Source organism: Blastopirellula retiformator, assembly GCF_007859755.1.
Lineage (GTDB): Bacteria > Planctomycetota > Planctomycetia > Pirellulales > Pirellulaceae > Blastopirellula > Blastopirellula retiformator.
The window spans coordinates 1,003,732-1,030,505 of sequence record NZ_SJPF01000004.1; the positions used below are offsets into that span (position 1 = coordinate 1,003,732).

Here is a 26,774-nt window from a genome sequence, read left to right on the forward strand (position 1 = left end):
CGGCGGTTCGTAGGGCGAACCTGCCAGCCATTAAAACGGCGTTTCGTAGACTTCGTGTCGCAATGTTCACAATTAGTTCATCGAAGTCGAATTTCGACCTCAAAAGGTAGCTCGCAAATTAACAATTGGCGGTCCCGCAGCCCTGTCGGCGGGATTGTGACGATTGTAGGAATTGCGCTAAGTGTTTGTGCGAAAAGGCTTTCTGGAAGAGGACCGCCAGCTTTGGTCGCTGCGGTCGGTCACTTCTCTTCCTTCGGGGGGTAGGTCGTGCGGGGAAGGGCCGAGCCGCTGGGCGCCGGCGGAGCAGGCGCCGCCGTAAAGTTGAGCGCGAAGGCCGACTTGGTCAGCAGCACGCGGAGCGTCTGGGTCTCGGGATCCCCAAACAACTGGAAGGTGGCGGTGTGCTCCGATTGTCCGTCACGCAGCAGTACCCGGCCGTCGCGGCGGTCGACCAGCAGTACGATCGCTTCGTGCACCTTTTTGTCGATCCGGTTCTGCCGCGAGGCGAACGCCAACACCGGCAGCCGCGGCGATTGCTCGGCTTCGATCAGGTGGAAGTCGCGAATCGGTTCCGGCGTTTGCCACTGCAGCTGGCCGTCGCTGCGCGAGAAACTGTAGACCCGCGAAACCGGACCGACCGGCTCTTTGGAGTTGTACGGGATGCTCTTGGAGGTAAAGCGGCTCTCTTTGCGGCTGGTGGTGACGATCACTTGGAAGTCGTCGGCGCCTTCGACAATCTTGAGTTGCGAATCGCGCTGGTCCAGCTCGGGCTCGGCTTGCAGTTGGGCATCGATCACGGTCTTGCCGTCCGCCAGGTCAAACAAGTGGAACTTGCCATTGGGCTCCATGATCGCCACCTGCGAACCCATGATCTTGCCGCGTGAGCCAAGTTCCGCGGCATACCGCCACAGCTCTTCGCCGGTCAGCAGGTCGACCATGATCGCCGTTTGCTCGGTCCCTTTTTCCCAGGTCAGATAATTCGTGCCGTTGGTCGCCCAGATCTGCTCGCGGACCGGCGACTTGACTTGACCAAGCTGCGCGCCGCTCCGCAAGTCGAATAGCAGCGCCTCGGTCTCGGTTTGGGTGTCGTCCTTGCGAGGCGGAATTGCCGCCAAGACCGAATCGCTCGACAGCAAGTAGCAGCCAGGCGGAACGTTGTCCCGTTCCCAGTTCGACGCACCAGTCAGCGGATCGATGCAGATCAGCTTGTTGCCGCGCTGCAAGCAGAGCGAGTCATACCGCAGCGGGCTCATGTAGCCGATCGGTCGTTCGTTCAGTGAGTCATGACCGTCGTAGGCATAGTCGCCAAACGGATTGTCATTGACCTCGACGACGTTCACCTTCGGCCGGGTGCGGCTGTTGCTTCCTTCTGGGGAAAGATTCTCTTGCCACAGCGCCCGCTCTCGCAGCTCATCGTCTCCCCCGCGCTCCAGCGTGTCGAACGCGTGGACCTCGTTGCCGAACGACACGACCACCAAATGCCCCAGGCGATCGGCATGGATTTGGGCGGTCTGCGAGTTGTAGATCTGCGTTTCGTTCAGCATGGTAAACGGCAAGTGCAGCCGCTGGTTGCCATACTCGTCGATCGCCACGACATGGCGTTCTTCGTTGTCGAGCTTGAGCGCTTCGCGAGGAATGTCGAAGCCAAATCGTTCGTCGACCCGAATCGGATGCAGAAGACGCACGGCCGCAGCCAGATCTTCGCGGCGGCGGTCGAGATTCACCGCGCCGTAGTTCCAATACGGATTGGCGACGTTGATCGCCTGCTTCATCGCCAACTGGCGAGCGGTCTGGCCATCGGCCAATTTCTCGTTACGGAAACGCTCGGCCAGGCGGCGATAGACGATCGACGCGTCGGCGGTGTGCCCGCGAGCTTCCAGCAGTCCCGCCAATTCGGCGGTCGCTTGGGCGGCGACCTGCGCATCTTCGCAGAAGGCGAGTTGTTGCCAGATCGTTTCGGCGGTCAGTTCGTTTCCTTCCCGCTTGGCGACGCTGGCCAGTTCCAACTCGGCCTGACGGGCCAGTGGGAAAGCGCCAAAGCGACGAGCGAAATGTAACAGCTTATTGGCGTAGGCGTCGGTATCGGACGACTCTTGCGTCGTCTGCCAACGCTCGGCGATCGCTTCGTTCATGGCGGCGATCACCGTTTCGTCAGCCGCATCGCGCAGCTGAGCCAGTTGCCCGCCGATCCAGCGATCTCGCTGCACCCGCAGGTTTGGGCCGATGTTTTGCAGCGGGCGTTCGGTCTTCCCCTGGTCGAGGATTTCGTCGAGTAGATCGACGTAACGGATGTAGTCGTCGAAGGCCGCCTGGTGTTCGCCGGCCTGATGCAAGCCGATCGCGGTCACGCGGACCAGCTCGAGCCGATCATCGTTGCTTTCGACGATCGATTGCAGGATGTCGGCCGTTTTGCGGTTGGCGGCGAAGTCTTCCCGTAGCGCTTCAAGCGCCGTGGAGACGTACGCCTGTTGCGTTTCGGGCGAGTCGACCAGCTCCAGCGAGCGATGCAGGGTCGCCAGCGCTTCTTGGACTTTGCCGTCGTGGACCAGCAGTTCGCCCTGGTTGCGAAGCGCCTCGGCGTCGTTTGGGTTTTTCGCCAAACGAACGCGGACTTCGTCGCGGAGGGCGTCAATTTGCTTGAACGAAGCGACGAAGTTGACTCCTTGGGAGATCACGTAGCGGCCATGGCAAACCAGGTTGCCGAGCGTCCCTTCGGTCGGGATCGACTTGTCGAGTTTTCCGTTGCGAATGTTGATCCGCACGATCTCGTCTTGGGTGGTCGGCAGGTAGTAGTAGTCGCCGCTTAAGAAGCCGCGACCGCTCGGCAGACCGCCATCGGGGATGGCCTGGTTTTCCCACGCGGCGTCGCCGGTATCGACCTTCAAGCCGTAGATGGTGTTGGCGCCAATGATCAACGCGATGTCGTCGGCAACGGTCGCCAGGTAGACGCCATCTTCTCGTGGACGTTCCCACAGCAGCTGGCCGGTCATTCGATCGAGACAGTAGATTTCGTCCGTTTCGGGCGGCGTCAGAAAGACGCGGTTGCCGGAGATCACGACGCGGCCATCCGACCAGCGATCACCATAACCAGGACGCGTTTCGGCCCGGCGGCGCCGGATAAAACCTTGCCGCGGCTGGCGTTCGACCGTTTGGTATTGGTAACCCCACAGCAGCGAACGTTGGCGAACGTCGATCGCCGCCACGACGCCGATATTGGTCGGGCAGATCAACACGCCGTCCGAGAACGACGGTGAGGCGCCAAACTGGCGATGGGCCGGCTGATCGACCGACATCCACAGGCCGTCCAGCTGCGCCAACTGTTGCGACCACAGCAGCTTGCCGTCGGCCGAATGGAAGACGAGCAGGCGGATTTCGCCGTTGACCTCGGCGATCGTGTAGAGCGAATCTTCCACGGGGAGCGGAACGCCCAGGAACTGCGCTTCGGCCAAGGCCGGCTCGTCGCTCATTTCGCTGCCGGCGATCCACAGCGTCTCCCCTTCTCCCCGCAAGCCGAAGCAGCGGAGGCGATTGGGAGTCGGCGCGCGGGCCACGTTAAACAGGGCGATGCCGGGACGACGTTGTTCGGGCTCAGTCGGGGTCGATTCCTCGATGATGTAGACCCGCTCGCCATCGGACGAAATCTGCCCATAACAGCCGTCGAGCCAAGTGCGGCGTTTGATTTGATCGAGATAGCTGGAGCCGGGATCGTTCGACATGGCGCTAAACCGCGAGTCGATGCGGCTAACGTCGGAGGCGTCCCAGGGATAGTTCCATTTCACCTTGCCGGTCGTCAGATCGACCCCCAGTAAGTGCCACGGAGTGCGGACCAGCACTTGGTCTCGCACGACGAGCGGCTGAGCGGCGGGAAGCGCCGCGACGCCATTTTCGGTAAAGCCTTGGGCGGCGTCCTCGGTCTGTTCTTCGTCATTGCTGCTGCGGGCCATCCGGACATGCCAGTTGAGGTTGCGCAGCGGCGCGCTTCCCTTGGTCGGCGCATTCCGTGATGCGTCGCCCCCAAAGACGACCCACGATTGCGGAATCTTGGAGCTGGGGGACGACAGGTCTTGGAACTGCTGCGCAAGCCACTCGCCCGGTTGGGCCGATTCTTCAAACAGCGGGGCCAGGGACGGGGGAACTTTGAAGTTCAAGTTCTTCTGAACGGAGCGGAGATTCTCCAACGTTTCGATCGCCAGGTCTTCTTCGCCGGCGGCGTAATAGCCGATCGCCATCAGCAGCGAGACTTCCGGTTCGTACTTCTCCATCGCCAAGCGGCTGTTCAGCAGCGGCTGCAAGGCCAGGACCGCCGACATCGGCAAACCTTGGTCTAGCTGCGAGCGAGCCAGCAAGATGGTCGCCTGATAGCCGCCGTCGGTATGGGCGTAGCGCCGCGAGATTTCGGCCAGCATGCTGAGGTCGCGCGAGGTGATGGCCTGCTTCAGCATCGCCTTGGCGTCGGCGCCATAAAGCAGCTCGAACGCCTCTTGCCCCTCTTTTGGCAACGAGTTGAGCAGCTCGCGGGCCTCTTTCTTGACGCTAAGGTCGACCGGCCCGGCCACTTGGCCCGGCAGGAAGAAGTCTTCCAGCTCCGGATCGTTGAGCAGCAGGCCAAGCTCCTCGGCGGCGGCGGTCCACCGCTTGTCGGCGATCGCTTCGCGGGCTCGCTCGGTCTGCAGCCGGATCTCACGCGGGGGCGCCAGAAAGACGGCGTCTTCGTTGGCGTCTACCTGGGCGGAAGCGGCGGCCGCGCAGGCGGCGATCAACAAAAAGGCCGTCAGGGGGGAGCGACGAAGCGGCGATCCACTGGCAGGGAGAGAGGGGAGGATGCGATGTTTCACGCGCGGAGGCTCCAGCGGTTTTGAATAGGAACTTACTTCCTCAATTTACGACAACCGGACGAAAATGACCAATTGAATCGTCACAGGTTAGTCGTTTCGGCAAGCGATTGGTTCAGCACCGAAGCGATCGTTTGGCGCAAGTGTAGGCGTTAGGAAGCCTAAAAAAACGGGTCGAAAAGTTCCGAAAAGGCGGTATTTCCCGGTTTTTCGGCCTTTTTAGGCCTTTAGCCGCGATGTCAGGCTTGAAAAACTCGACTGAAATCTTTTAATCAACGCGTTCCGCTCAACGGACGGACAATCCATTCCACACTGCACAGCCTCGCAAGGAGGGAAAAAATGGCGAAAAAAGCCGCTGCGGCCGCTACCGTCAAGAAGCCGCTGACGAAGACCGAACTGTTGAACAACATCGCCGAAGAAACGGGCATCGCCAAGAAGGACGTGGCGCTGGTCCTCGACTCGCTCTCGAACGAAGTCAAGAAGTCGCTGGGTCGCTCGGGCGCCGGCGCCATCTCGATTCCGGGCCTGATCAAGATCGAAAAGAAGAAGGTTCCGGCTCGTCCTGCCAAGAAGGGCGTTCCGAACCCGTTCAAGCCGGGCGAATTGATGGACGTTCCGGCCAAGCCGGCGTCGGTCAAAGTCAAGGTTCGCCCGTTGAAGAACCTGAAAGACATGGTCTAGTCGCCAGGCGAATTTTCGCTTGCCGCGTTAAAGACGCACGTCACGAGCGTAAGGCTGCAAGATCCGAAGGGCGCACCACCCGCGCCCTTCCATCATGCGGCCTTACGCCGTTCTTGGTGGTAGAGAAGATTCGTAGGGTGGGTGGAGCAAGCGCCAAAACGTCTCCCACGTAAATCGTCATCGCTCGCTTGCGCAATCCCACCTTCTGCGTGGGCAACGCATTGTTGGCGCCAAGGACCAGACGAAGAAGCCGGCAACCTAAGCTTTTTCCCGCAGAAACGGCGGTAATTTGGCCAGGTAGTATTCGACCGGCGGGGTCTCTAGATCGGGTTCTTTGCCGAGATCGTCAAAGCGTCGCAGCTCGATCGCCGCTTGGAAAAAAGGGCCGCTTTCGAAGTCGGCGATCTCGGCGGTCGACATGGCGCCTCCTTGCAGCTGCAGGCTCTGCAGCGACGCCGGCGATAGATCTTCGTAATACGCCGCGTCGGTGGCGCACAGGTAGCGCTTGGCCGCGACATGTAACCGACCGGGCTCGACAATCTCGGGCGGAAAGTGCCGCGCCAGAAAGCGGGCGCCCAGCTCTTCGTGCTGCGCGTCGATCCCTTGCTCGGCGATCGACTCCTCTTTGCCGGTGATGAGATGGCCGAAGTCATGCAGAAAGCAGGCCGCGATCATTGCGTCGCCGGCGCCCGCCTGTTCGGCAAAGTACGCCGACTGCAGCGCGTGCTGCCGCTGGGTGACCTGCTCGCCATAAGTCTGGTCTCCTAGCTCGGAAAATTTGCGGGCGATGAATTCAAGGACTTGCATGTCGTTCGGTTACCGTGAGGGATAGGCGGGCTTGCTAGAGCGGTTTTCTTCAATCTTTAGCGTTGTGGCTGGTTGCGGCCGCGCTGGTCGGCGTTGACCTGCATCGACGAATCTTGAGGATTCGCCTGCTTCGGTCGCCTTGACCAGCTTGCCTCACTAACTGCCTGTTGAAAAATGCCCTCGTGGCATTTTTCAACCTCGCCAGGCTCAGAGCATAGCTCTTCGCGGCTCCCAAAATAACGACTTACGTCGCTATTTTGGGATCGCATCCCTGCGATCACGCAGTCCATCGAGAAAATCAACGGACTGCCAACGCCAGAAACGTTACAGCTATCAGAAAAACGCTCTAGAAAACTAGTAGACGTCGCCTAGCATATTGGCCCCGCGAAAAAGCGAAAGATATTTTCGACAATCTCCGCTGTGCGAACTGGGAAGATTCGATGACGCCGCGCTTGGTTGCTCTCCACCCATTGGATAGGAGAGGCTGAAATTGCCCTTTTCCGGCGAATTCCTATTAGGGGCAAACGGCAGATTCGCGTCAGGGCGCTGCAATCAGCGAAAAAAGAAACGCCGAAGGTCTTAACTAAGCAAGACTTGCGGCGTTTTTTGAAAGTGGTCAGAGCCGGAATCGAACCGGCGACACTTGGATTTTCAGTCCAATGCTCTACCAACTGAGCTATCTGACCAGTGGGAGAAAGACCAAATCTAGGTCAGCCGCCGCCGGTTGTCAATTGGGGGCGCCGTTGTCCGAGATAAAGAACCAGTCGTGACTTACGTCATCGAGATCGCCGCAGTTTGCTTGACAGTTTGCGGCGAAACTTCTAGTTTGACCAGAACCTCTTCCCACGGAACATTTGCTACACATCGCGAAACGCCTGACGCCGTACGTATCGACCCGTCGATTCGTATCAGGGTTCGCGTATCCTATTGGTTTTCCGCTAGGCCATGCGCACTACTTGCCGTCGATATTTATGGAGCCACCTGGCGTGGAGCGTCTGTCTATGGACGCTGTTCCCCACGGTGGCGTGCGCCTTGGGACCCGATAGTCCTGAGGTAGTCGCCCTGGTAAATAAAGGGGTGACTTACCTGGAAGGTGCGTCCCCGCATACGCGTGCCGGCGGGGCGTCGCTGATTGCCTTGGCCTTGCTCAAGGCAGGCAAACCGGTCGATCATCCGCGGGTGCAAAGCGGCATTAGCGCCGCCAGAAAAATGGGCGCCGGGGTTCCCTCGCACGTGCATGACAACGCGTACGACGTGGGGCTCTGCCTGATCTTGCTCTGCGAACTCGATCCCGAAGGGAACGAAGCGCCGATCCAGAACATGGTCCAGTACTTCGTCGAGACGCAAAAAGCGGGCGGCGGCTGGGGTTACAAAGGAAGAGATACCGGCGACAACTCGATGACGCAGTATGGCGCGCTCGGGCTGTGGCTCGCCCAGCGAAGCGGGTTTAACGTTCCCCTGCCGGTTGTCGAAAAGCTCTGCAATTGGGTGCTTCGCTGCCAAGACCCGTCGGGAGCTTGGGGTTACCAGGGGAATGACCCAGGCCCCGGCAATTTTCAGCGTTTACCGCAATCGAACATTCGCTTGACCATGGTTTGCGCGGCGCTGGGGAGTCTCTACATGGGGACCGACCTGCTGAACATCAACGATCGCCGCCGTGCCGCAGAAGAGAACGAGAGCAACCTGCCGGGCTTTCTGCGCGAAGTGCAGACGCCGGAGGCGATCGAGCGGAAAAAGGCGTTAACCAAAGCGGTCGACGCCGGACGTGTGACCGCCTCGAAAAACGCCGGCCGCAACTATCTGGCGGCCCATTTCTCGATTACCGCCGGCCAGTGGGACTATTACTATCTTTACGCCCTAGAGCGGTATGAGAGTTTTCGCGAACTGGACGTCGGACGCAAAGACAAGAACCCGAATTGGTACCAGGCAGGCTTCGAGCGATTGAAGTCGACGCAAGGCGCCGCCGGTCAATGGGGCGGAAGCAACGAAGAAGCGTCGGTCGCCACGGCTTTCGCCATCCTCTTCCTCCGCCGCAGTACCGCGCAGTCGATCAAAAAGCGGAGCCGCGTCTTTGACGAAGGACGTTTGGTCGGCGGACGGGGACTGCCGAAAGTGGCGGAGGACGTCACCGTGAAAAACGGCCAGGTCGTCAACAAGGCTGAACTGCTGGAGTCGGAAAAGTTTCTGTCGATGATGGAAGCGGACGACGCGGAACTAGAACGCTACCTCAACCAGGACGTTCCGTTCGAGCTCAGCGAAGACGAACGGGGACGCTCGGAACAGATCATCCAGTTGCGAAGGAAGATCCGCGACGGTTCGTACGGCGCTCGCCTGTTGGCGATCCGCGCCATTCGGCAGTCGAAAGACTTCGACAGCATTCCGGTTTTGATTTATGCATTGACCGACCCGGACGGCCGCGTGGCGATCGAAGCCCGCGACGCCCTCCGCTTTATCACCCGCAAGTTCAACGGCTTCGGGATGCCGCGCGGCGCCGACGTCACGCAGCGGTCTCTTTACGCGAACCAATGGAAACAGTGGTATCGCTCCGTTCGTCCCGATGCTGAGTTTTTGGACTAGATGGCCTCGTCTGCGACGTCAACTTCTTCCGCTGGATCCCGACCGTCTCGCTTGACGCGGCCGATGAAGGTCTCGTCGTACGACCGCGTCGCCAGCATTTTGGTGGCGCTGCTGGTGCTGGTCGGCCTAGCGGTGTTGATTTTGTTTTTGATCTTCCTGACGACGCGCACCTATCCGACGCAAACGGCGGTGCCGGTCATCCTGGAAGAAGTCTCGGGCCGCGGCGACCATGCCGCCGGCGTCGCCCGCGATCTCGAAGCCCCCGGCCTGGACGAACTGAACGAAGAGATCGAGCCGGAATTGAACATGTCGCCCGACACGATCAGCGAAGCGATCTCTTCGCAATCGACGGCGCTGGCCAATCTGGAAGGGGCGATGAGCGTCTCCAGCGGCGGCGGCGGCTTGGGCGACAGTCGGCCGGTCGGACCGCCCGGCGATGGCGAAGATACGATCCCCCGCTACGAGCGGTGGGAAATTCAGTTTGAGTCGTCCGACCTGAAGACCTACGCCCGGCAGCTCGACTTCTTCAAGATCGAACTTGGCACCTTGGCCGGCGGCGACAAGGTCGCCTACGCCAAAAACCTGTCAGGCGCGCCCGAGCGCCATGAAGGCTCGACCGCCAAAGAAGAGCGACTGTACATGACGTGGCGCGACGGTTCGTTCAAAGAAGCCGACAGCGAACTCTTGTCCAAGGCGGGCGTAACCCCAGGTCCGGTCGTGATGCAGTTCTACGATCCCGAAACAGAAAACCTCCTGGCGTATCTCGAAAAAACATACGCCAAGGATCATACGATTGGTCAAATTCGTCGCACCTACTTCGGCGTTCGCAAGAAGGGAAACGAGTTTGAGTTTTACGTTCTCCGTCAGGAATATCGCAGCGTTCGCTAACGGAGCCGACGCCGCCGGCGTCGCTCGCTATCCCTTCAACAAGGTTTCAGCAACTCGATGGATATCAGCGGTCTCACGGAAATTTTCGGTTACATCATCTACGGCGTGCTCGGTCTGATCGCGCTGTGGGGCGCTTTCTGCGTCATCGTGGTTTGGATGCGCGTCGCCGAAAAGCGTTTTCGCAACGAAGCGGAACAGGATGAATTTCTCGACGCGGTCGAAGAGCCGCTCGCCCGCGGCAACTACGACGCGGCGGAAGAGCTGTGCGAAGACGACCCGCGGGCAGTGCCGCAGTTGGCTCTGCTGGCCTTGCACATGCGAGACAACAGCTACGCCCAGATCAAGCAGATGATGCTCGATCGGTTTCAGCGCGACGTGTTGTCCGACCTGGAGTATCGCCTGAGCTGGGTTTATACGGTCATCAAAGGCGCCCCGATGGTTGGGCTTCTCGGTACGGTGGTCGGCATGATGGGGGCGTTTGGCAAGCTGGCCGCTGGCGAAAGCGGCGGCACCGATATCGCCACGCAAATGGCCGAAGACATCAGCTTGGCGCTGATCACGACGGCCAGCGGTTTGGCGATCGCGATTCCGCTCGTCTTTTGCACGGCCAGCATCAACGTCCGCATCCGCAAGATGGAAGACCTGGTCGGCGTCGGCGTTACGCGATTTCTGGGCGCCCTGCGTGAACGTCTAAGCCGGGAAGCGTAATCATGTCCGACGGAAGTCAGCACAAGACGAAAGATGGGGCGCTGCAGGTCGAACCGGAAGCGATCACGTTTCGTCGTCCGCAAGCCAAGAAGGATGAGGCCGATCTCGACATCACGCCGATGATCGACATCACCTTCCTGCTGCTGATCTTCTTTCTGGTGGCGTCGCGGCTCGATTCCGACTCGGTCAAAAATCTGCCCAACGCCAAGCAGGGAGTCAGCATCTCGGCCTCCAATACGGTTGTCCTGACGGTGACCGCCGGCGGCGCCGATGGCGCTGCGGTCGTCTACCTGGGGGATGGTCCGCTGGACGACACCCGTACGTCCGACGGCCTCGACGCCCAAGAGGCGGAGATCATGGACTACGTCGAACGAGAAATGGCGACCCGCCCTGCCCGCTCGGTACTGGTGAAAGCGGAGAAAACGGTGCGCGCCGGCGACGTCGTCCGCGTGATGCGGGCCGCGGCCAACATCGAAGGCGCCGAAGTCTCGAAGGCCTATATCGGAGTCAAGGAAGGAGCATGAGCGAACAACTCTTTCGATTCCGCTGCTCCGCTTGCGGAGATGTGCTGTCGGCGAGCATGGATATGATCGGCGCCGAGATCAAATGCGCCAACTGTGCGACCCGGCTCGAAGTGCCGGCCCCCGCCAAGGCTCGCACAGCGCCGATTGGCGAAGACGACGACGCAACCGGCGGCCGCCGCATCGACGATACGATCGCCGACGAAACTCCCGTTACGTTCGGCAACAAGGGCCCGCTGGAAGAAGACGAGTTGGACCTGACGCCGATGGTCGACGTCACGTTCTTGCTGCTGATTTTCTTCATGGTGACCGCTTCGTTTGCCCTGCAGAAAACGCTCGAAACCCCGGCCCCCCGCGACGACTCGGCCAGTTCCTCTTCCCGCACAATGGAAGAGCTGCTGGACGATCCCGATTACGTCGTGGTGCGGATCGACTCGTACAACACGTTTTTCGTCACCTGCGCCGCGTGGGGCGACGAACGCGAGGCGCCTAGTCGCCAAGAGTTGCTGATCCAGATTCAAGAGGCCCGCGACTCCAACCCCGCCGCGCCGCCGGGCACGTTGCTGGTCAACGCCCATGTCAACGCGATGCATGACAAGGTGGTCGCAGCGCTGGACGCCGGCAATACCGTCGGCATGAACCAAGTGAAGTTGTTGACGACCGAGGAAGAATAGTCTTTTCGGATCGTCCCCTAGAAGCCATCCGCCAATCCGCTGAACGAAACGCTGTCCGCTATGATGAACGTCGCCGAGTTTCTCGATCTGCTTGATACGTACGAGTATCTGGCCGAAAACCAGATTGCGGCCTTGCGCCGTCAACTGACGCAGATGGAAGAGGAACCGACGCCCGAGCAAATCGTCAACGGCTTGCTGCAGCGCGGACATCTGACCAAGTACCAGGCCAAACGCCTGATCGCCGAGTCGATGACCGGCACGTCCCGCCGCAAGCAAAGCGTCAGCAACGGACGACGCCGGGCCCAGGAAAAATGGCTTAGCTCGACGCCGGTCGAAGAAGAAATCGTTGATCTTGGCGACGGCGATTTAGTGCCGCTCGACGAAGACGTCGGCTCGGCGTTTGACGACGTGCTGGGCGAAGACGCCCTGGTCGAAGACGACTCCTTCGCTCCGCTCGAAGAGACGAAGCCGGGCAAAGAGAAAGGGAAAGGCCAATACGTCAAGAAAGAGCAGCGGAAGAATCGCTGGGACTCGCCGCTGTTGATCTTCGGCGGCGCCGGACTGGTGATGTTGCTGTTGGCGGGCGGTTTGCTGTTCGCCTGGCTGTCGTGGGACAGCGGCGATTCGGTCTTCCAGTTGGCCGAGGCCGATTACGAAGGACGCAAGTACGCTCAGGCGGTCTCGAAGTACGACAAGTTCCTCGGCTCATTCCCAACGCACTCGCAAGCGCCGACTGCTAGGGTTCGGCGAGGCTTGGCGAATCTTCGCCTGGTGATCGAAGGGACGAACAACTACGAAACCTCGCTCGTGCGGACCGAAGAGATTCTGGGCGAGATCAAAGACGAAGAAGAGTTCGCCATCGCCCGGCCCGAGCTCGCCTCGCTGCTGCCCGATTTGGCCAATGGTTTGGCGCAAACGGCGGTTGGCGAGCAGACGATCGACCGGCGCCGCGACCTGGTCGCCAAGGCGAAGCAGGCGATGACGCTGGTCGACGACAGCAACTATCTGCCGACGTCGCTGCGGAGCGGACAGCAAACGCGCATCGACGGCATCGTCGCCGACATTCAGCGGGTCGAACGAGGAATCTCACGCGACGAAGAGCTGGCCGCCGCGGTCGCCGACATTCAAGCCGCCGCCCAAGCCGGCGACTTCGAAGCGGTTTATAAGCGACGGCTCGACCTGCTCCGAGTTTATCCGAGCCTCAGCGCCAACGCCGACTTGCAAGGCGCGGTCTGGGAAGTGGTCGCCGCCCTGGAAGCGAAGGTCGCCGTGTCGGACGAAAAGGTGGCGGCCGAGCGACAAGATCATCCGCTGGGCCCGGCCCGTACGGTAGTGATCGCCGCTCGTAACGGCTCGGTCGCGTCGCAAGCGGCCAAAGACGCCGTTACGGTGATGCTCGACGGCGCCCTGTTTGGGCTCGACCGTCGCGCGGGCACGCCGCTGTGGCGCCGCTTTGTCGGTTTCCCGGATACGGTCGAACCGGTGCTCACCGGTGATCACTCGGCCGTCATCGCCTATAGCCCGCTTCGCCAAGAGCTGATTCGCCTCAACTCGCTCACCGGCGAACTGGCCTGGCGTTTTCCGCTAACCGAAGAAGTGGTGCAGTTGCTCGGCCAGGGAGGCGACCTGCTGGTGGTGACCCGCGAAGGGAAACTGCTGCGGCTGAATCAAACCTCGGGCGAACAGACGCAAAGCGTGCAACTGCCGCAACAGGTCTCAGTCGCGTCGACGATCGGCAAGTCGCAAGGTCGGCTGTTGGTGGTCGGATTGCATTCGACGCTGTATGTGCTGGACGCCAAGACGCTGAACTGCGATCAAGCGATTTTTCTCGGTCACGAGGCAGGCGCCATCGTCTCACCGCCGGTCATGACGGCGCTGGGGCATCTCTGCCTGTTCGAGAACGCCGGCCCCGACTATTCGCTGCTGCACGTGCTGGGCGAAGAAGAGGAGAAACTGACGCAGTTGCAGTCGCCGACGCGGTTGCCAGGCTTGGTCTTGGCGCCGGCGCTGACGTTCCAGTCGCGGGTAGCGGCGGCCAATGATCGGGGCGCCATCTTCGTCTTTGAAGGGGGCATGTCGAAAGAGAACCCGGTTCGCCTGCTCGCCCAAACGAAGGCCGAACGGGGCGAACGGCTCTACTCGCTGATTGCCCTGGAGAACGGCTATCTGTGGGTCGGCGACAACCGACTTTCACGCTACGCATTGCAACTGTCGCAACAGTCGATTGTGCCGCGGGTGGTCGAATACGATCGCGACAACTTCGTCTCGTTGCGGATCGAAGGGGACCTGCTACTGCATGTTCGCCGCCCGGCGCAAGGAGGCGGCGTGATCGTCTCGGCCGCCGACCTGAATGACAACGGCGCGAAGCCGCGGTGGTCGACCACGTTGGCCGCTCCGCTGACCGGACCAGCGTTTGCGATGTCGGCGCAGAACCCGCCGCTGGTGATGACTTCGCGCGGCGACTTGTTTGAGCTGACCGGCGCCGTGGTGCAAAACGGCGTTACCGACGCTCCCTCCGATTCGGCCAACTATGTCGCGCCGCCGCTACTGAATAGCCAGGTCGACGTTCCCCCATCGCAGCTCTTGTTTATGGCCCAGTCGCCCGAGAATCGAGCGGTCTCTTTTAATCCTGCCCGGACCGGCAGCGTGTTGAAGCAAGTCACCCTGGAGATCCCCAGCGAAAGCGTCACTTCGGGCGCGGTCGTCGCGGGAACCGGCGTGGTCGTCCCCAGTTCCGAGGGGCAAGTCTTCTTCCTCGATCCTGGCGCCGGCGCTGCGGCCGCTCTGCCGTTCCAACCTCGGTTAGCGCTGGGCGAACGGCTTGACTGGACCCAACCGGTCGCCGATGGCGATGCGGCGATCGTGTTTGACGGGCGGAGAACGTTGTACCGGCTGCAAGTGCTAGATCCCGCGGCGCCGCAACTGACGGCGGTCGCCGAATGCGTGATCGACGGCAAGTTGGGACCGCTAATGGCGGTGATGGGGCCGACCTTGGTCGCCAAACAGATTGGCGAGACCGCCGACACGTTGGTCTTCGTTTCGCTTCCCGATTTGCAATCGACGCAAGAGCAGCCTATCGACGGCCGCGTGATCGCCGGACCGTTCTCTGCGGGAGATCGAGCCATCGTCCAGACGTCGCTCGGCGCGCTGGTCGCTTACGGCGCCGATCAACAAGAGCAGTGGCGAGTTCCGACCGACACTTCGGTGGTCGTGGGCGAGCCGCTGGTCGAAGGCGAACAGATTGTCGTCGCCTGCGACGATGGACGAATCTTGCAGATCAACGCCGCCACGGGCGAGATCGCGCGCGAGATTCAACTCGACGAGCCGCTGACCGGCGGGCTGACGCTCGCAGGAGGTCAGCTGTGGATCAATGGATATGGCGGCGTCGTGCACCTTTTGAACTGGCAGTAGCGAAGCAACGTGAATCGAAATTTCTGGACAATTCGAGTGATCCTGCTGTGCGGCTTTTGCCTGACGGCGGCGCCGCTACTTGCGCAAGACGAGCCGCCGCCAGCCCGCGCCGTGCGTTCGGACGACGTGCCGTTCGAGCGGATCACGATGAAGGACAAGGCCGATACGTTCGAGATCAATATCCGCCCCCTGACGCTGCCGCGCGGCACGTTTTGGGAGAACATAAAGGGGAATGATACGGTCCGCTTCGTGTCGGAAGATGGCCGGACGCTCGAAACGAAACGGAAGTACGTGACCTCGTACATCAAGTTTCCGCAGTTGCTGCTCAACGAAGCGAATCGCCTGACCCGGGCGGGTCAGCTGGACGCCGCCTTCAAGTTCTATGATCGGCTGTTGCTCGACTATCCGCAGCATGAGGGCCTGTCGACGGCGCTTTCCGCCTACTTGTACGAGAACGCCAAAGGAGCGTTTCGCAACAATCAATATGGAGAAGCGCTCGGGTTCCTGGAAGAGGCGAACTCGTACCGCCCGCCGGTCGACAATCTCGACACGGCGATCAACGCCGCGGCCGATAAGCTGATTGGCGACTACGTGGCGCAGCAGCAGTACGCGTCGGCCCGAGAACTGATCGCGCGGTTGTCGAAGCTCCGCATTCGCGACGTCGCGTCGGTCACCAAGTGGAAACAGTACCTGCAAACCGAAGCGGGCAAAAAGCGGGACGAAGCGAAACGCTATCTGGCCGCCGGCGACTTGAACGCCGCTTTCGTCGCCGCCAAACAGATGCGTTTTATCGATGGCAAAGTAAGCGGCGGCCCCGAGCTGTCGGAAGAAATCGCCCGCCGCTTTCCGTTTATCCGCGTCGGCGTCACCGTGCCGACCGTCGTGGCCAATTCGGCCAGCATGACCTTCGCCGCAACCCGCGATCGGCGGCTGCTGCAGCGGAACCTGACCGAATTGATCGGCTTTGGCGCCGACGGCAGCCAGTATGCGTCGCCGTTCGGTACCTTGGGACGCGCGGTCGGCGGCGTCGAGTTCAGTCTTTTGTTTCGCAATCCGGCCGAAGCCTATCCGTGCTCAGCTCAACTGCTTAGCCAGCCCCCCTCTTCGCCGCGACTGGCGCTGCTGCAAGAGTCGCTCGCCTATGTCGATCTGGAAAACGGCCGCGAACTTCGCGTGCAGCTGAAGACGCCGCATGTGCGTCCCGAGGCGCTCGCTCGCTTGGACGTCATGCAGCAGCTTCCCGAAGCGGTTCCGTATCAGGAAAAGACGAGCGGCGATATGCGGCGGTTTGTGGTCAATCCCGACTACGCGATGCGCAGCCCGCAGCAGCCGCAAGCGATCGAGATGGAAAATTTCGGATATTCGAGTCGCGCCCTGCTGGCGCTTCGCTCGGGGCAAATCGACATCATCGATCGTCTGTTCCCGACGCAAGTTGACGAAGCGAAGGCCGACAGCTCGCTGGTGGTCGACTACTATCGGACCCCCTCGATTCACTTTCTGGCGCCGAACTACGATCATCCGCTGATGCAGTCCCCCACGTTCCGTCGCGGGCTGCTGTACGCGATCAATCGCAGCTCGATCCTGGATGGCCGCCTCTTGGCAGGCGCCGAGATTCGCGGCAGCCACCTGATTAGCGCCCCAATTCCGGCGGGACTCGAAGCGGACGATTCGGCCGGCTATGGGTACGACAACTCGATCGATCCCCGCCCCTACGAACCGGAGATGAGCGTTACTTTGTTCCGCCTGGCGTTGCTCGAACTAGAGCAACAAGCCGAAGCGGCCGAGACCGACGCGCCGCAGATGATCAAACAGCTGAAGATCGGTCATCCCGATAGCGAAATCTCGCGCGAGGCGACCACCGCCATCGCCAGGTACCTGAAGCGAGTTGGCTTTGAAGTCGAACTGGTCGTCACGCCTCCCGAGGCGATTCGCGCTGCCGACGTCGGCGTTGACCTGTTGTACGTCGAAGCCTGCGTGCAAGAGTCGCTGGTCGACATCCCGCTGTTGGTCTCGCAGATGATTCCCGCCGAACATCAAAGCCGCTACCTGCAAGCCGCCGTTCGTCGGTTGAACGAAGCGACCAACTGGACGCAGGTTCGCGAGCGGTTCTGGACTTTGCATCGCGTCGCCTATGACGAAACGATCGTACTTCCACTCTGGCAGATGCGCGACTATTTCGTTCGCTCGGCCGAGTTCGGCGGCGTTTCGCGGCAGCCGATGACGCTGTTCCAAGACGTCGAACGTTGGTCCGCCATTTCCCTGACTTCCGGAAAGGGGAATAAATAATGCGTACCGCTTGGACCTGGTTGATCGTCGGTTTCTGCTTGTCGCTATCGCAAACAGCGCTGGCCGCACCGTGGGAATTTGATCCGTATCGCGTCGAAGTTTGGATTGCCGCTGACGATCCGCGATTGCTGAGCGACTCGGCGCAACAACAAGTGCGTGAGAAGATCGAGCAGCGAAGCTGGATTGCCGCCAAAGCGGTCTGGCAGGTCGATGTGCTCCCCTGCCCTGCACCGCTGCGTTGGGACGCGTTTCACAAGCTGGGCGAAATGACGCAGCCGGTCAATCCGCAAACGGCCGATGCCCCAGTCGACAAGATCATCTTGGTCACGATTCAATCGCAATCGCCGCAGCTACAAATGGCGGCGCGGCAGTTCGACGTTCGCACGCAGCGGTGGAGTGGCGTTCATCGCGAGCAAATTGGCAGCTTGCGGCTGGTCAGCATCACGGCGGTTGATCTACTGCGGCGCTGCTTTGAGCCGATCGGCAAGATCGAACGCATCGATGAGTCGGAAGCGCTGGTCGTGATGAAAGCCCAAGGTCTGGCCGATACGCCCGATTCGCCGGCGATCGTTCCCAACGGTTCGGCCCTGACGGTTGCGATGCGTCGGCTGAACCGGACCGGTCAGCTCGAAAAGAACGGCGTGCAGATGATTGATTGGACCGTGCTGGAAGTGCTGGCGGATCAATTCAACTTCAAAAAGTGCGAAATCCTCTCGGGCTTTCGGCGTCCGCTGTCGGGGCGCAAGAGCATTCGCGTCGAACGTTTGGCGGTCGCCGTGAAGCCCGCCTACCAGCAAACCGAACTGCACGTGAGGAGTCGCGAGGGAAGCCCACTGCCTGGTTACGAAATCTACGCCAAAGACACGCAGTCGGGCGAAAGCGAACGGCTGGCCGCGACCGACGATCATGGCGTGGTCGGCTTGCCCCAAGATCCGCAGCATCCATTCCGCCTGTTGTACGTGCGCAGCGGCGGCAGCTTGCTCGCCCGATTGCCCCTGGTGCCGGGACTTGAGTCAGAGCTGACCGCGACCGTCACCGACAACGCGCGGCAGGTCGAAGCGGAAGGATTCGTCCTCGGCTGGCGGCGGAAGATGCTCGACGTGATCGCTCGTCGCGAGCTGATCGCCGACCGGATTCGTCGCCGGATTGAAGAAGGAGACGTCGAAGGCGCCGAGAAGTGGCTTGTCGAGATGCAAGAGATGACGAAGATCAATGACCTGCTCTATCAATTCCGCCAGGCGAAGAACGACTTCTTGGAAGGGGGCGACGCGTCGGACCAACGGACCAGCGCCCAGATCACGCAGTTGTTTGACAAGGCGCAGCAATTGGCCAGCAAGAGCTACAACCGCAATCTCGAGCGCGATCTCGCCGACGAAGTGCAAAAGATGCGGAAGGCGTCTGACAGCTTTGGGGGAGACGCCGCGGCGCCGACCTCTTCGGACGATTTCGGCAAGTAGCGGCTATCGCGCCGCGAGCGCCAAGTAGGTGACCAGTGCGCCCATGATCGCCGACAATGGCAAGCCGACCAACAACGCGATCGTTAGCTGGCGTTCGCGGCGGGTTTGACGCGGCTGAAAGATGAGCCGCGAAGAGCTGGGCTGAATCGCCGCCGTATCTTGCGACGCGAACAACGACTGCTCGGTCGACTGCGACGTCTGGCTATGACTTTCGCTATCGTCCGGGCTCACTTCGTAAGCGTTCGAGCCTGCTTCGGTGTCGTTCATGTGACCCCCGCTGGCGTAAACCGGCGGCGGAGGTTGCCAGGCAGGCTGAATCGTTTGATTCAATTCAAACTGCCGCGTGTCCGAAACCCACGGCTCGAGCCGAGCGGCGATTTCGGCCGCCGATTGAATCCGCTTCTCTGGGTTCTTCTCCATCATCTCGGCGATGACGTCGACCAGGTCGCGATCGATATCGGGATTGAACCGATGCGGGTGCAGCGGCGGTTCGTCGCGATGGCGGCGGGCTTTGTCTTGAACCGATCCGCCGGGGAACGGCACTTTGCCGGTCAGCGCGTAATAAAAGGTGCAGCCGAGCGAGTAGATATCCCACAGCGGCGACACATCCAGCGGATCGCGAATCTGCTCTGGCGCCAGGTAGTCGATCGTGCCGACGATCTTGCCCGAGGCGCCGCTGCTATTCGCCTCGTTCATGAAGTCGGCCAGCCCCAGGTCCGAGACCTTCGCCTTGCCGTCGGGCGTCACCAGAATGTTGCCCGGCTTTACGTCGCGATGGCACAAGTCTTGTTGATGGGCGTATTCCAAACCGCGGGCCGCATGCGAGACGATCGTCGCCGCGTGATACTGCGTCAGATGACGCTTGGCTCGGATCAGCCGCCGCAAGTCGGTTCCCGGCACATACTCGGTCACCAGGTAATGGACGTTGCCGTCTTGGCCGGCGTCGTACGCTCGCACCAGGCAAGGATGATCCAACTGGGCCTGCATGCGAATTTCGCGCATGAACCGGTTGATCGCCTCAGGCGTGCTCCGCTGCAGCGGCAGCACTTTAATCGCCACCTGACGACCCATGAAGTTGTGTTCGGCTTTGAAGACCTGCCCCATGCCCCCCTGCCCGATCCAGTCGGTGATGACATAGGGGCCCAGGGTTAACTTGGTCAGGCCTTTACGCAACTGGTCGGCTTGATACTGGGTTAGCATCTTCCGATCGACCAGAGCGGCAGCTAGATCTTCGTCGCTGACGTTGCGACGGATCGACGCCGCCTGCAGCTTTTGGATCGTCTCTTCGATCTGCTCGGAGGAGACGAGCCCGCTGACCAATGCGGTTTCTCGAAATGATTTCGCGGACTCAGTAGGCACGGCGGTCTAGCCAGAAAGAAAAGTAGTTGAGTTGATTTTACTCGGTTCCACCGATCTTCAAGAGGCGGACGGGCGAAATTGGTCCTTTTTGAGGGTTGGTTAAGGACTTTCTTACAAATAATCTTGCCAAGAATCGGGCAACGGCGCCTCAATCGTAAGTCGTTTTTTCAGCGTAGGATGCGTAAAAACGAGACGTCGCGCGTGCAGCGCAATCCCGGGGGCGAAACGGTCGGTCGCCCCATATTTACGGTCTCCCAGGATTGCCGCGCCGCGGCTGGCTAGCTGGAGGCGAATCTGGTGTTTTCGGCCGGTGATCAGTCGCAATTCGACCCGCTGGCATTGCCGGAGCCGCTGCTGTCCGATCACCTCCAGCTCGGCATTGTCGGCGTCGGCGGCGCCTTCCGGGGCCACCACCATCCGGCGGAGCTTGTCCTCTTTGCGGATCCAATCAACCAGTTTGCCGCTGCGGATTTTCGCACCCAGCGGAATCAGGGCGCTATATTCCTTTTCGGTCGAGCGATCCCGAAATTGCTCGGAAAGTCGGCTCGCCGCTTTCGAGGTCCGGGCCAACAGTAGCACGCCGGTCACGTGGGCGTCGATCCGGCTGACGACGCCGACATAGACGCTACCCGGTTTGTCGTACTTCCGTTTCAGATAATCTTTGGCCCACTCGGCGGCGCTCGGTTCCCCTTCCTTGGCGCCCATCGTCGCCAATAATGCAGGTTTCGAGATCGCTAGTAAATGGTTATCTTCGTAAAGAACTTGCGGAGTCGCAAACTTCATCGGATGATTCTTCTTAGCTAAGCTTCAGCGATGCTGCGCGAAAACGTCGATTCTACGCCTCCCACGCCTCCTAGTTCCAGTCCTGCGAATGTATCCTAGCTTGATCCTGGCGAGCGGCTCTCCCAGACGGCGCGAATTGCTGACCATGGCCGGCATCCCGTTTGAGGTCGTCCTGCCCGCCGATCATGCCGAGACCGATCCCGTCGCTGGCGAACCGCCCCGCGCGACGGTGTTGCGATTGGCCCGCGAAAAAGCGGCCGATGTCGCAAAACGGACCGCAGAAGGAATCGTGCTGGCGGCGGACACGTTGGCCGAATGTGATGGACTCCCCTTGGGCAAACCGCGCGATCGTGATCATGCCCGCGAGATTTTGCAAACCTTGCGCGGTCGCGATCACACCGTATTATCCGCCATCTGCTTGTGGCGCCGGCCCGAAGATTTTATCGCCCAGGACGTCGCCGAGTCGCATCTGCGAATGCGGATGCTGAGCGACGAGGAAATCGAGTCGTACCTCGACACCGGCCTCTGGGAAGGAAAAGCGGGCGCCTTCGGTCTGCAAGATCGCATCGACTGGATCGAAGTGGTCAGCGGCAGCCAATCGAACGTCGTCGGCCTACCGCTAGAACTGCTGGCGATCTTGCTGATGAATTTTCATGAGTAGAGAATTCGAGCAGGAAACTCAGTTCAATGGTTAGCCCAGATAGCTCCCGCTATCTGGGCGGCGCAGCCGCAGGAGGCATCAATCTGCGGCGTAAACAAACCAGCATTAGGCGACACCGCTTGAGTTGGCCGCCGCCGCTATTGCTTACGACTCAAGACGATGCCTCTTGCCGACTTTGTCGGCCGCGATAGCGAGAGCTATCGCGGCTAACCCAGGCAATGCGTTCTAGAACCCGCCCTGATAATCGGCGATCAACTCTCGATCGCTCAAAATCGCCGGGCTCTTTCGGCCAATGAAAAAGAAGGCCGACGCCGCGTCGAATGACGCTTTCTGCCGGGCCAGGTAATAGTCAAAGTATTTCAGCCAGAACAAACTGCACCGCGCCGCCAAACTGGCGGCCGAGCGAAGTCGCTTGGACTGAAAAAAGCTCATCATGAAATATCGCGCCGTCCAGGCCAGTGCCATACCGGGGCCGCAGGTCACGCCGCTTTCGACTTCTTCAAAGTGGCGAAAAAGTCGGCGATGTCCCAGCCGCGTGAACCGGGTGAAGTCAAACTGGCGGCCATGCACCTGTTGGATGAACGGCGTATCGGCGTAAACCAGGCCGTCCGCTTTCAGCACGCGATAGATTTCCTCGACGCACCGCTGCGGATCGAGCACATGTTCCAGCACCGCCTGGACAATCACGGCGTCAAACGCGTCATCTTTGAACGGTAAGTTGTGGGCGTCGCAGATCAATTGCGTCCGCGGTCCCCACGAAGCGTCGGTTTCTACCACTTCAATTTCGGAATCTTCGAGCAACTCGTCGAGTCCGGCGCCAACGACCCCACCCCCGACCACCAGCACGCGAACCGGCTTTTGGCGAGCTTTGAGCAGTTGGGCGAGCGTCTCCAGGTTTCGTTTGGCCGAGACGTTGCACGATAGGTCGGGCAAATGTTCGCTGATCCACTCATGAATCGGATGATTCGAGCGGAAAAAAGTTTCTTCGTCCGCCTCGAAGCCGCTGGTGTCGAAGATGCTGTTCGCTTCGTTGATCAAGATCGGCACGCTGCGCGAAGACGGAAACGTGTGCCCGCACTCCGGCGATTGGCAAACGAGCTGTTCGTCTTGGTGGGCGAGCATCTGTCCGCAGATCGGACAGGCCATGACATCTAACGGAAGCGACATGACGAACTTACGGCTGAGGGAATGATCGCCGCGCTCGAAGCACGCGGACCTTTTCAACCATAGGTCGCGGTAAATCGCCAGTCGGCCCGATTTCCCATCGCCGTCGCCGGCCAGGTGGGATAATCGGCAGAATCGGCCATCGGCGCCACGATTGGCTGGTCAGCGAGGAGTCGCCTGGGGGGCGTTACTCTTCGATCTCCCCAAGCAGGTCGACCTTTTTCAAGTTTAGCTCCCACTCGCGTCCATCTTTGTGCAGCGTCGCCTTTTCGATGGTCGTATCGCCGTCGATCACTTCGACCATGCCGCTGCCATTTTCCCCTTCGACATCAAAGAAAAACTGGTCCATCTCTTCGTCGTCTGAGAAGAGATGCCCCCAATTAACCGATGCGGTGGCCTCCTCGCCAATTTCTCTCTGAAACGTCGGATCGTCTTCGACGGACGCGATTACTTGCTTGGCGAATTCGTTCATGCCGAAGACCACCAAGCCGCCGCAGCAGACGAATCCGAGTACGATCGGCGTTACGACCGAGGCGACGATGCAACCAATAAAGAAATACCGGCGGCCGTTGCCAGCTTGATTGCCGCCTGACTGATAATCGTTGGGATCGTACGAATAGTTGCCGCCGCTCATAGATATCTACTCTCGCCAGACAAACCTAACTGCCTGTTGAAAAATGCCCTCGTGGCATTTTCCAACCTCTCCAGGCTCAGTGCATCCGTGCGATCACGCAGTCCGTCGAGAAAATCAACGGACTGATAGGAAAGCGGCGAGTATAACGGCGTCGGCTTCCCTTGGTGAATTGACCGATTGCGTCAGTCGAGTTCGACCCGCCCATGGTCGGTTTCCAGAAACGCCCGCTCGTAGCCATCCTGGTCGAGATTCAAAATGACCAACACGGCGCTTCCCTCGGAACCTTCCAGTTCGACCGCGACCGCCGAGCCGTTCAGCTCCTGGCCGTACTCGCCCCCTTTCATGATGTTGACGTCGGCCGATTGCCAGTCGCCGATTTCCTGTTGGACCAGCGGATGTTCGGCGAAGGTTTCTTCCGCCGCCTCTTCGACGATCGCGGCGCTCCAAGCCAAAAAGCCATACGCAGCGCCCCCACAAGCCAATAGCCCCAGTACGCCGACGACCCCAAGGCCAACCAGCACGTAAATCAACACCTTGTTGGCGGCGCCGCGGCGGTTGAGAATAGAACGGGCCGCGATGGAAACTGGCTGAGACATAGATGGGCTTCCAAGAGAATCTGGAGGGAAAGAACTTAGAGGTCGCGGCAATTATGGCCGCTTCAACGTCGCTTCGGCAAGTATTTTATCCCGCTGCAGAACGGTTTTCTGCGATTACTCTGGCGCGGACGAAAAGAGCTCTCCAAACAAGATGTCGTCGTCTTTTGTCGAAGAGCTTCTCCCCAGTTGGCCTCGCCGCCAACTTCCTGCCCCCAGGGCACAAAAAAAGCCCCAACCGATTTGGTTGGGGCTTTGGAAGTGTAAATAAATCCGGCGATACCTACTTTCGCGCTTTTGGCACTATCATCGGCTCGAAAAGCTTGACGGCTGTGTTCGGAATGGGAACAGGTATGACCTTTTCGATATGGTCACCGGAAAAGGCTTGCACCAACGTGTGGGCTGATGCGAGCCTGATGACTCATGGCAAACGGCGGACCGAGTGATCGGTCCGCAGCGTAGTGGCCACAAGTCGCCTGCCTGAAGCATTGAAGCTTCTTCAATCGAGCTCACCCGAAGGTCGAGCTTAAGCAAGCGACGAATTGATTTTTATAGAGAACGCAAATTCTCGAGTGAAAAGCGTTGAATATAAGTGGTCAAGCTTTCGTCCGTTAGTACTGGTTAGCTGAACACATTACTGTGCTTACACATCCAGCCTATCAACCTGGTCGTCTTCCAGGGGACTCTCGCACTAAAGTGCTTACGAATTCTCATCTTGGAGCGGGCTTCACGCTTAGATGCTTTCAGCGTTTATCCTTTCCGACCATAGCTATCCAGCCGTGCCACTGGCATGACAACTGGGACACCAGAGGGTCGTCCTTCCAAATCCTCTCGTACTAAAGAAGAACCTCCTCAAAATTCGTACGCCCACAGCAGATAGGGACCGACCTGTCTCACGACGGTCTGAACCCAGCTCACGTACCACTTTAATCGGCGAACAGCCGAACCCTTGGGAGCTTCTACACCCCCAGGATGTGATGAGCCGACATCGAGGTGCCAAACCGCATCGCCGCTATGGACGCTCGGATGCGATAAGCCTGTTATCCCCGGAGTACCTTTTATCTGATGAGCGATAGCCCTTCCATACGGGACTACCGGATCACTATGACCTACTTTCGTACCTGCTCGACCGATAAGTCTCGCAGTCAAGCACCCTTCTACCATTGCGCTCTTTGCCTGATGGCCAACCAGGCTGAGGGTACCATTGCACTCCTCCGTTACTCTTTGGGAGGAGACCGCCCCAGTCAAACTGCCCAACTGACACTGTTCCCTGTCCGGATTCACGGATATTCAGGGTTAGAGCTAAAACATATTCAGGGTGGTATTTCAAGGACGGCTCCTTCGACGCTGGCGCGCCGAGATCAAAGCCTCCCACCTATCCTACACAGAACATATCTCAGACCAATATCAGCCTACAGTAAAGGTTCACGGGGTCTTTCCGTCTAACTGCGGGTATGTGGCATCTTCACCACAACTACAATTTCACCGGGTCAGTGGTTGAGACAGTGCTCCAGTCGTTACGCCTTTCATGCAGGTCGGAACTTACCCGACAAGGAACTTCGCTACCTTAGGACCGTCATAGTTACGGCCGCCGTTTACCGGGGCTTCGGTCGCGAGCTTTCACCCTCTTCCTTAACCTACCGGCACCGGGCAGGCGTCAGACCCTATACATCCTCTTGCGAGTTAGCAGGGTCCTGTGTTTTTGATAAACAGTCGCCAGAGCCGATTTTCTGTGGCCTCCAACAGCGTGAACCGTCAGAGGCACCCCTTATCGCGAACTTACGGGGTCATTTTGCAGAGTTCCTTAACCACTGTTCTCCCGAGCGCCTTGGTCTACTCGACCTACCTACCTGTGTCAGTTTTAGTACGGTTAAAACGCCTTCAACCCTTAGAAGCTTTTCTTGGACGTCCTGCTAATGATTACCTCAAAAAGAGTCAGATCGACAGCTTGTATTCCGGGAGCGGATTTTCCAATCTCCCCAACTTGCTGCAAATCACGGGCTGATCCACCAGCCCGATCACAGTTCGGACGCCGTCCCTCCATCGGTCCAACGTTCTAGCGCAGGAATATTAACCTGCTATCCATCGTCTACGCCTTTCGGCCTCGACTAAGGCACCGGCTAACCCTGGGCGGAATTGCCTTCCCCAGGAAACCTTAGGTATTCGGCGAACAGGATTCTCACCTGTTTAATCGTTACTCATTCCGGCATAATCACCCGATAGCCCCAACACCGCTCCTTTCGGTACGGCTCGTATCTGACTATCGGCGCTCTCCTACCACTTTCGTCCGCTGCTTCGGTGAAACGCTTACTCCCGATCATTATCGGCGCAGAATTACTCGACCAGTAAGCTGTTACGCACTTTTTAAATGGTGGCTGCTTCTAAGCCAACATCCTGGTTGTCACAGTAATTCAACCTCCTTAGTGACTGAGCGTTTCTTCGGGACCTTAGCAGACGGTCTGGGTTGTTTCCCTCTCGACCACGAAGCTTATCCCCCGTGGACTGACTCCTGAGATAGTCGCACCGGTATTCGGAGTTTGGTCCGACAGGGTACCCCGGGAAGGGGCCCCAAATCGATTCAGTCTCTCTACCCCCGGTACGTAGTGGCTCAAGGCTAGCCCTAAAGCTATTTCGGAGAGAACGAGATATCTCCAAGTTTGATTAGACTTTCACTCCTCCCCACAAGTCATCCCCTCGGTTTTCAACCCAAGTGGGTTCGGTCCTCCACGCGGTATAAC

Annotated in this window: 17 protein-coding genes, 1 tRNA gene and 2 rRNA genes; 10 read left to right on the forward strand and 10 right to left on the reverse strand. The window is 59.6% G+C overall.

Features of this window, described 5'->3' with window-relative positions; translation table 11 throughout:
* Positions 1 to 239: 239 nt before the first annotated feature.
* Positions 240 to 4,835 carry an outer membrane protein assembly factor BamB family protein gene (locus Enr8_RS19980; RefSeq protein WP_146434882.1) on the reverse strand — a complete coding sequence of 1,532 codons (4,596 nt, stop codon included), beginning with the start codon at positions 4,833 to 4,835 and terminating at the stop codon, positions 240 to 242.
* A gap of 336 nt (positions 4,836 to 5,171) precedes the next feature.
* On the opposite strand from Enr8_RS19980, the gene Enr8_RS19985 reads away from it, so the two are divergent.
* Positions 5,172 to 5,513 carry an HU family DNA-binding protein gene (locus Enr8_RS19985; RefSeq protein WP_146434884.1) on the forward strand — a complete coding sequence of 114 codons (342 nt, stop codon included), beginning with the start codon at positions 5,172 to 5,174 and terminating at the stop codon, positions 5,511 to 5,513.
* Positions 5,514 to 5,771: 258 nt separating this feature from the next.
* On the opposite strand, the gene Enr8_RS19990 is transcribed toward Enr8_RS19985, so the two are convergent.
* Together Enr8_RS19990 and Enr8_RS19995 are read right to left on the reverse strand one after the other, a co-directional pair.
* On the reverse strand, positions 5,772 to 6,320 hold the full coding sequence (locus Enr8_RS19990; protein WP_146434886.1) for an HD domain-containing protein: 549 nt from the start codon (positions 6,318 to 6,320) through the stop codon (positions 5,772 to 5,774).
* Positions 6,321 to 6,933: 613 nt separating this feature from the next.
* Positions 6,934 to 7,006: transfer RNA gene (locus Enr8_RS19995), tRNA-Phe, on the reverse strand.
* Positions 7,007 to 7,352: 346 nt separating this feature from the next.
* Between Enr8_RS19995 and Enr8_RS20000 the strand changes: the two genes are divergently transcribed.
* The 8 genes from Enr8_RS20000 (at position 7,353) to Enr8_RS20035 (ending at position 18,842) form a co-directional block, all read left to right on the forward strand.
* On the forward strand, positions 7,353 to 8,897 hold the full coding sequence (locus Enr8_RS20000) for a prenyltransferase/squalene oxidase repeat-containing protein (RefSeq protein ID WP_222434913.1): 1,545 nt from the start codon (positions 7,353 to 7,355) through the stop codon (positions 8,895 to 8,897).
* A 63-nt stretch (positions 8,898 to 8,960) separates the two neighbouring features.
* On the forward strand, positions 8,961 to 9,785 hold the full coding sequence (locus Enr8_RS20005; protein ID WP_146434890.1) for a hypothetical protein: 825 nt from the start codon (positions 8,961 to 8,963) through the stop codon (positions 9,783 to 9,785).
* A gap of 57 nt (positions 9,786 to 9,842) precedes the next feature.
* Positions 9,843 to 10,493, forward strand: a complete 651-nt coding sequence (locus tag Enr8_RS20010; RefSeq protein ID WP_146434892.1) for a MotA/TolQ/ExbB proton channel family protein — start codon at positions 9,843 to 9,845, stop codon at positions 10,491 to 10,493.
* Positions 10,494 to 10,495: 2 nt separating this feature from the next.
* Positions 10,496 to 11,017: an ExbD/TolR family protein gene (locus Enr8_RS20015; protein ID WP_146434894.1), complete on the forward strand. Its 522-nt coding sequence runs from the start codon at positions 10,496 to 10,498 to the stop codon at positions 11,015 to 11,017.
* A complete protein-coding gene (locus Enr8_RS20020; protein ID WP_146434896.1) occupies positions 11,014 to 11,688 on the forward strand; it encodes an ExbD/TolR family protein in 675 nt (224 codons plus the stop codon). The genes Enr8_RS20015 and Enr8_RS20020 overlap by 4 nt, the downstream gene beginning before the upstream one ends.
* Positions 11,689 to 11,748: 60 nt before the next feature.
* Positions 11,749 to 15,099 (forward strand): outer membrane protein assembly factor BamB family protein, encoded by a 3,351-nt coding sequence (locus Enr8_RS20025; RefSeq protein ID WP_146434898.1) that lies wholly within the window; start codon positions 11,749 to 11,751, stop codon positions 15,097 to 15,099.
* A gap of 9 nt (positions 15,100 to 15,108) precedes the next feature.
* Positions 15,109 to 17,385, forward strand: a complete 2,277-nt coding sequence (locus tag Enr8_RS20030; RefSeq protein ID WP_146434900.1) for an ABC transporter substrate-binding protein — start codon at positions 15,109 to 15,111, stop codon at positions 17,383 to 17,385.
* Positions 17,385 to 18,842 (forward strand): hypothetical protein, encoded by a 1,458-nt coding sequence (locus Enr8_RS20035; RefSeq protein ID WP_146434903.1) that lies wholly within the window; start codon positions 17,385 to 17,387, stop codon positions 18,840 to 18,842. The genes Enr8_RS20030 and Enr8_RS20035 overlap by 1 nt, the downstream gene beginning before the upstream one ends.
* A 3-nt stretch (positions 18,843 to 18,845) precedes the next feature.
* Here the strand turns inward: Enr8_RS20035 and Enr8_RS20040 are convergent, their stop codons facing one another.
* Positions 18,846 to 20,201, reverse strand: coding sequence for a serine/threonine protein kinase (locus Enr8_RS20040; protein ID WP_146434905.1), 1,356 nt, complete (start codon positions 20,199 to 20,201; stop codon positions 18,846 to 18,848).
* Between the two features lie 111 nt (positions 20,202 to 20,312).
* The gene (locus tag Enr8_RS20045; protein ID WP_146434907.1) at positions 20,313 to 20,984 is read right to left on the reverse strand and encodes an RluA family pseudouridine synthase; all 672 of its coding nucleotides are present in this window, start codon (positions 20,982 to 20,984) and stop codon (positions 20,313 to 20,315) included.
* Positions 20,985 to 21,072: 88 nt separating this feature from the next.
* Between Enr8_RS20045 and Enr8_RS20050 the strand changes: the two genes are divergently transcribed.
* Positions 21,073 to 21,645, forward strand: coding sequence for a Maf family protein (locus tag Enr8_RS20050; RefSeq protein WP_146434909.1), 573 nt, complete (start codon positions 21,073 to 21,075; stop codon positions 21,643 to 21,645).
* Positions 21,646 to 21,870: 225 nt separating this feature from the next.
* Here Enr8_RS20050 and Enr8_RS20055 read toward each other — a convergent pair whose 3' ends face one another.
* From Enr8_RS20055 to Enr8_RS20075, 5 genes are all read right to left on the reverse strand, one after another.
* On the reverse strand, positions 21,871 to 22,812 hold the full coding sequence (locus Enr8_RS20055) for a methyltransferase domain-containing protein (RefSeq protein ID WP_146434912.1): 942 nt from the start codon (positions 22,810 to 22,812) through the stop codon (positions 21,871 to 21,873).
* Positions 22,813 to 22,996: 184 nt separating this feature from the next.
* Complete coding sequence (locus Enr8_RS20060) at positions 22,997 to 23,443, reverse strand: hypothetical protein (protein WP_146434914.1); 447 nt, start codon at positions 23,441 to 23,443, stop codon at positions 22,997 to 22,999.
* Between the two features lie 182 nt (positions 23,444 to 23,625).
* Positions 23,626 to 24,039, reverse strand: a complete 414-nt coding sequence (locus Enr8_RS20065; RefSeq protein ID WP_146434917.1) for a hypothetical protein — start codon at positions 24,037 to 24,039, stop codon at positions 23,626 to 23,628.
* A 268-nt stretch (positions 24,040 to 24,307) separates the two neighbouring features.
* A 5S ribosomal RNA gene (gene rrf, locus Enr8_RS20070) occupies positions 24,308 to 24,415 on the reverse strand.
* A gap of 213 nt (positions 24,416 to 24,628) precedes the next feature.
* A 23S ribosomal RNA gene (locus Enr8_RS20075) occupies positions 24,629 to 26,774 on the reverse strand; the annotation flags it as partial.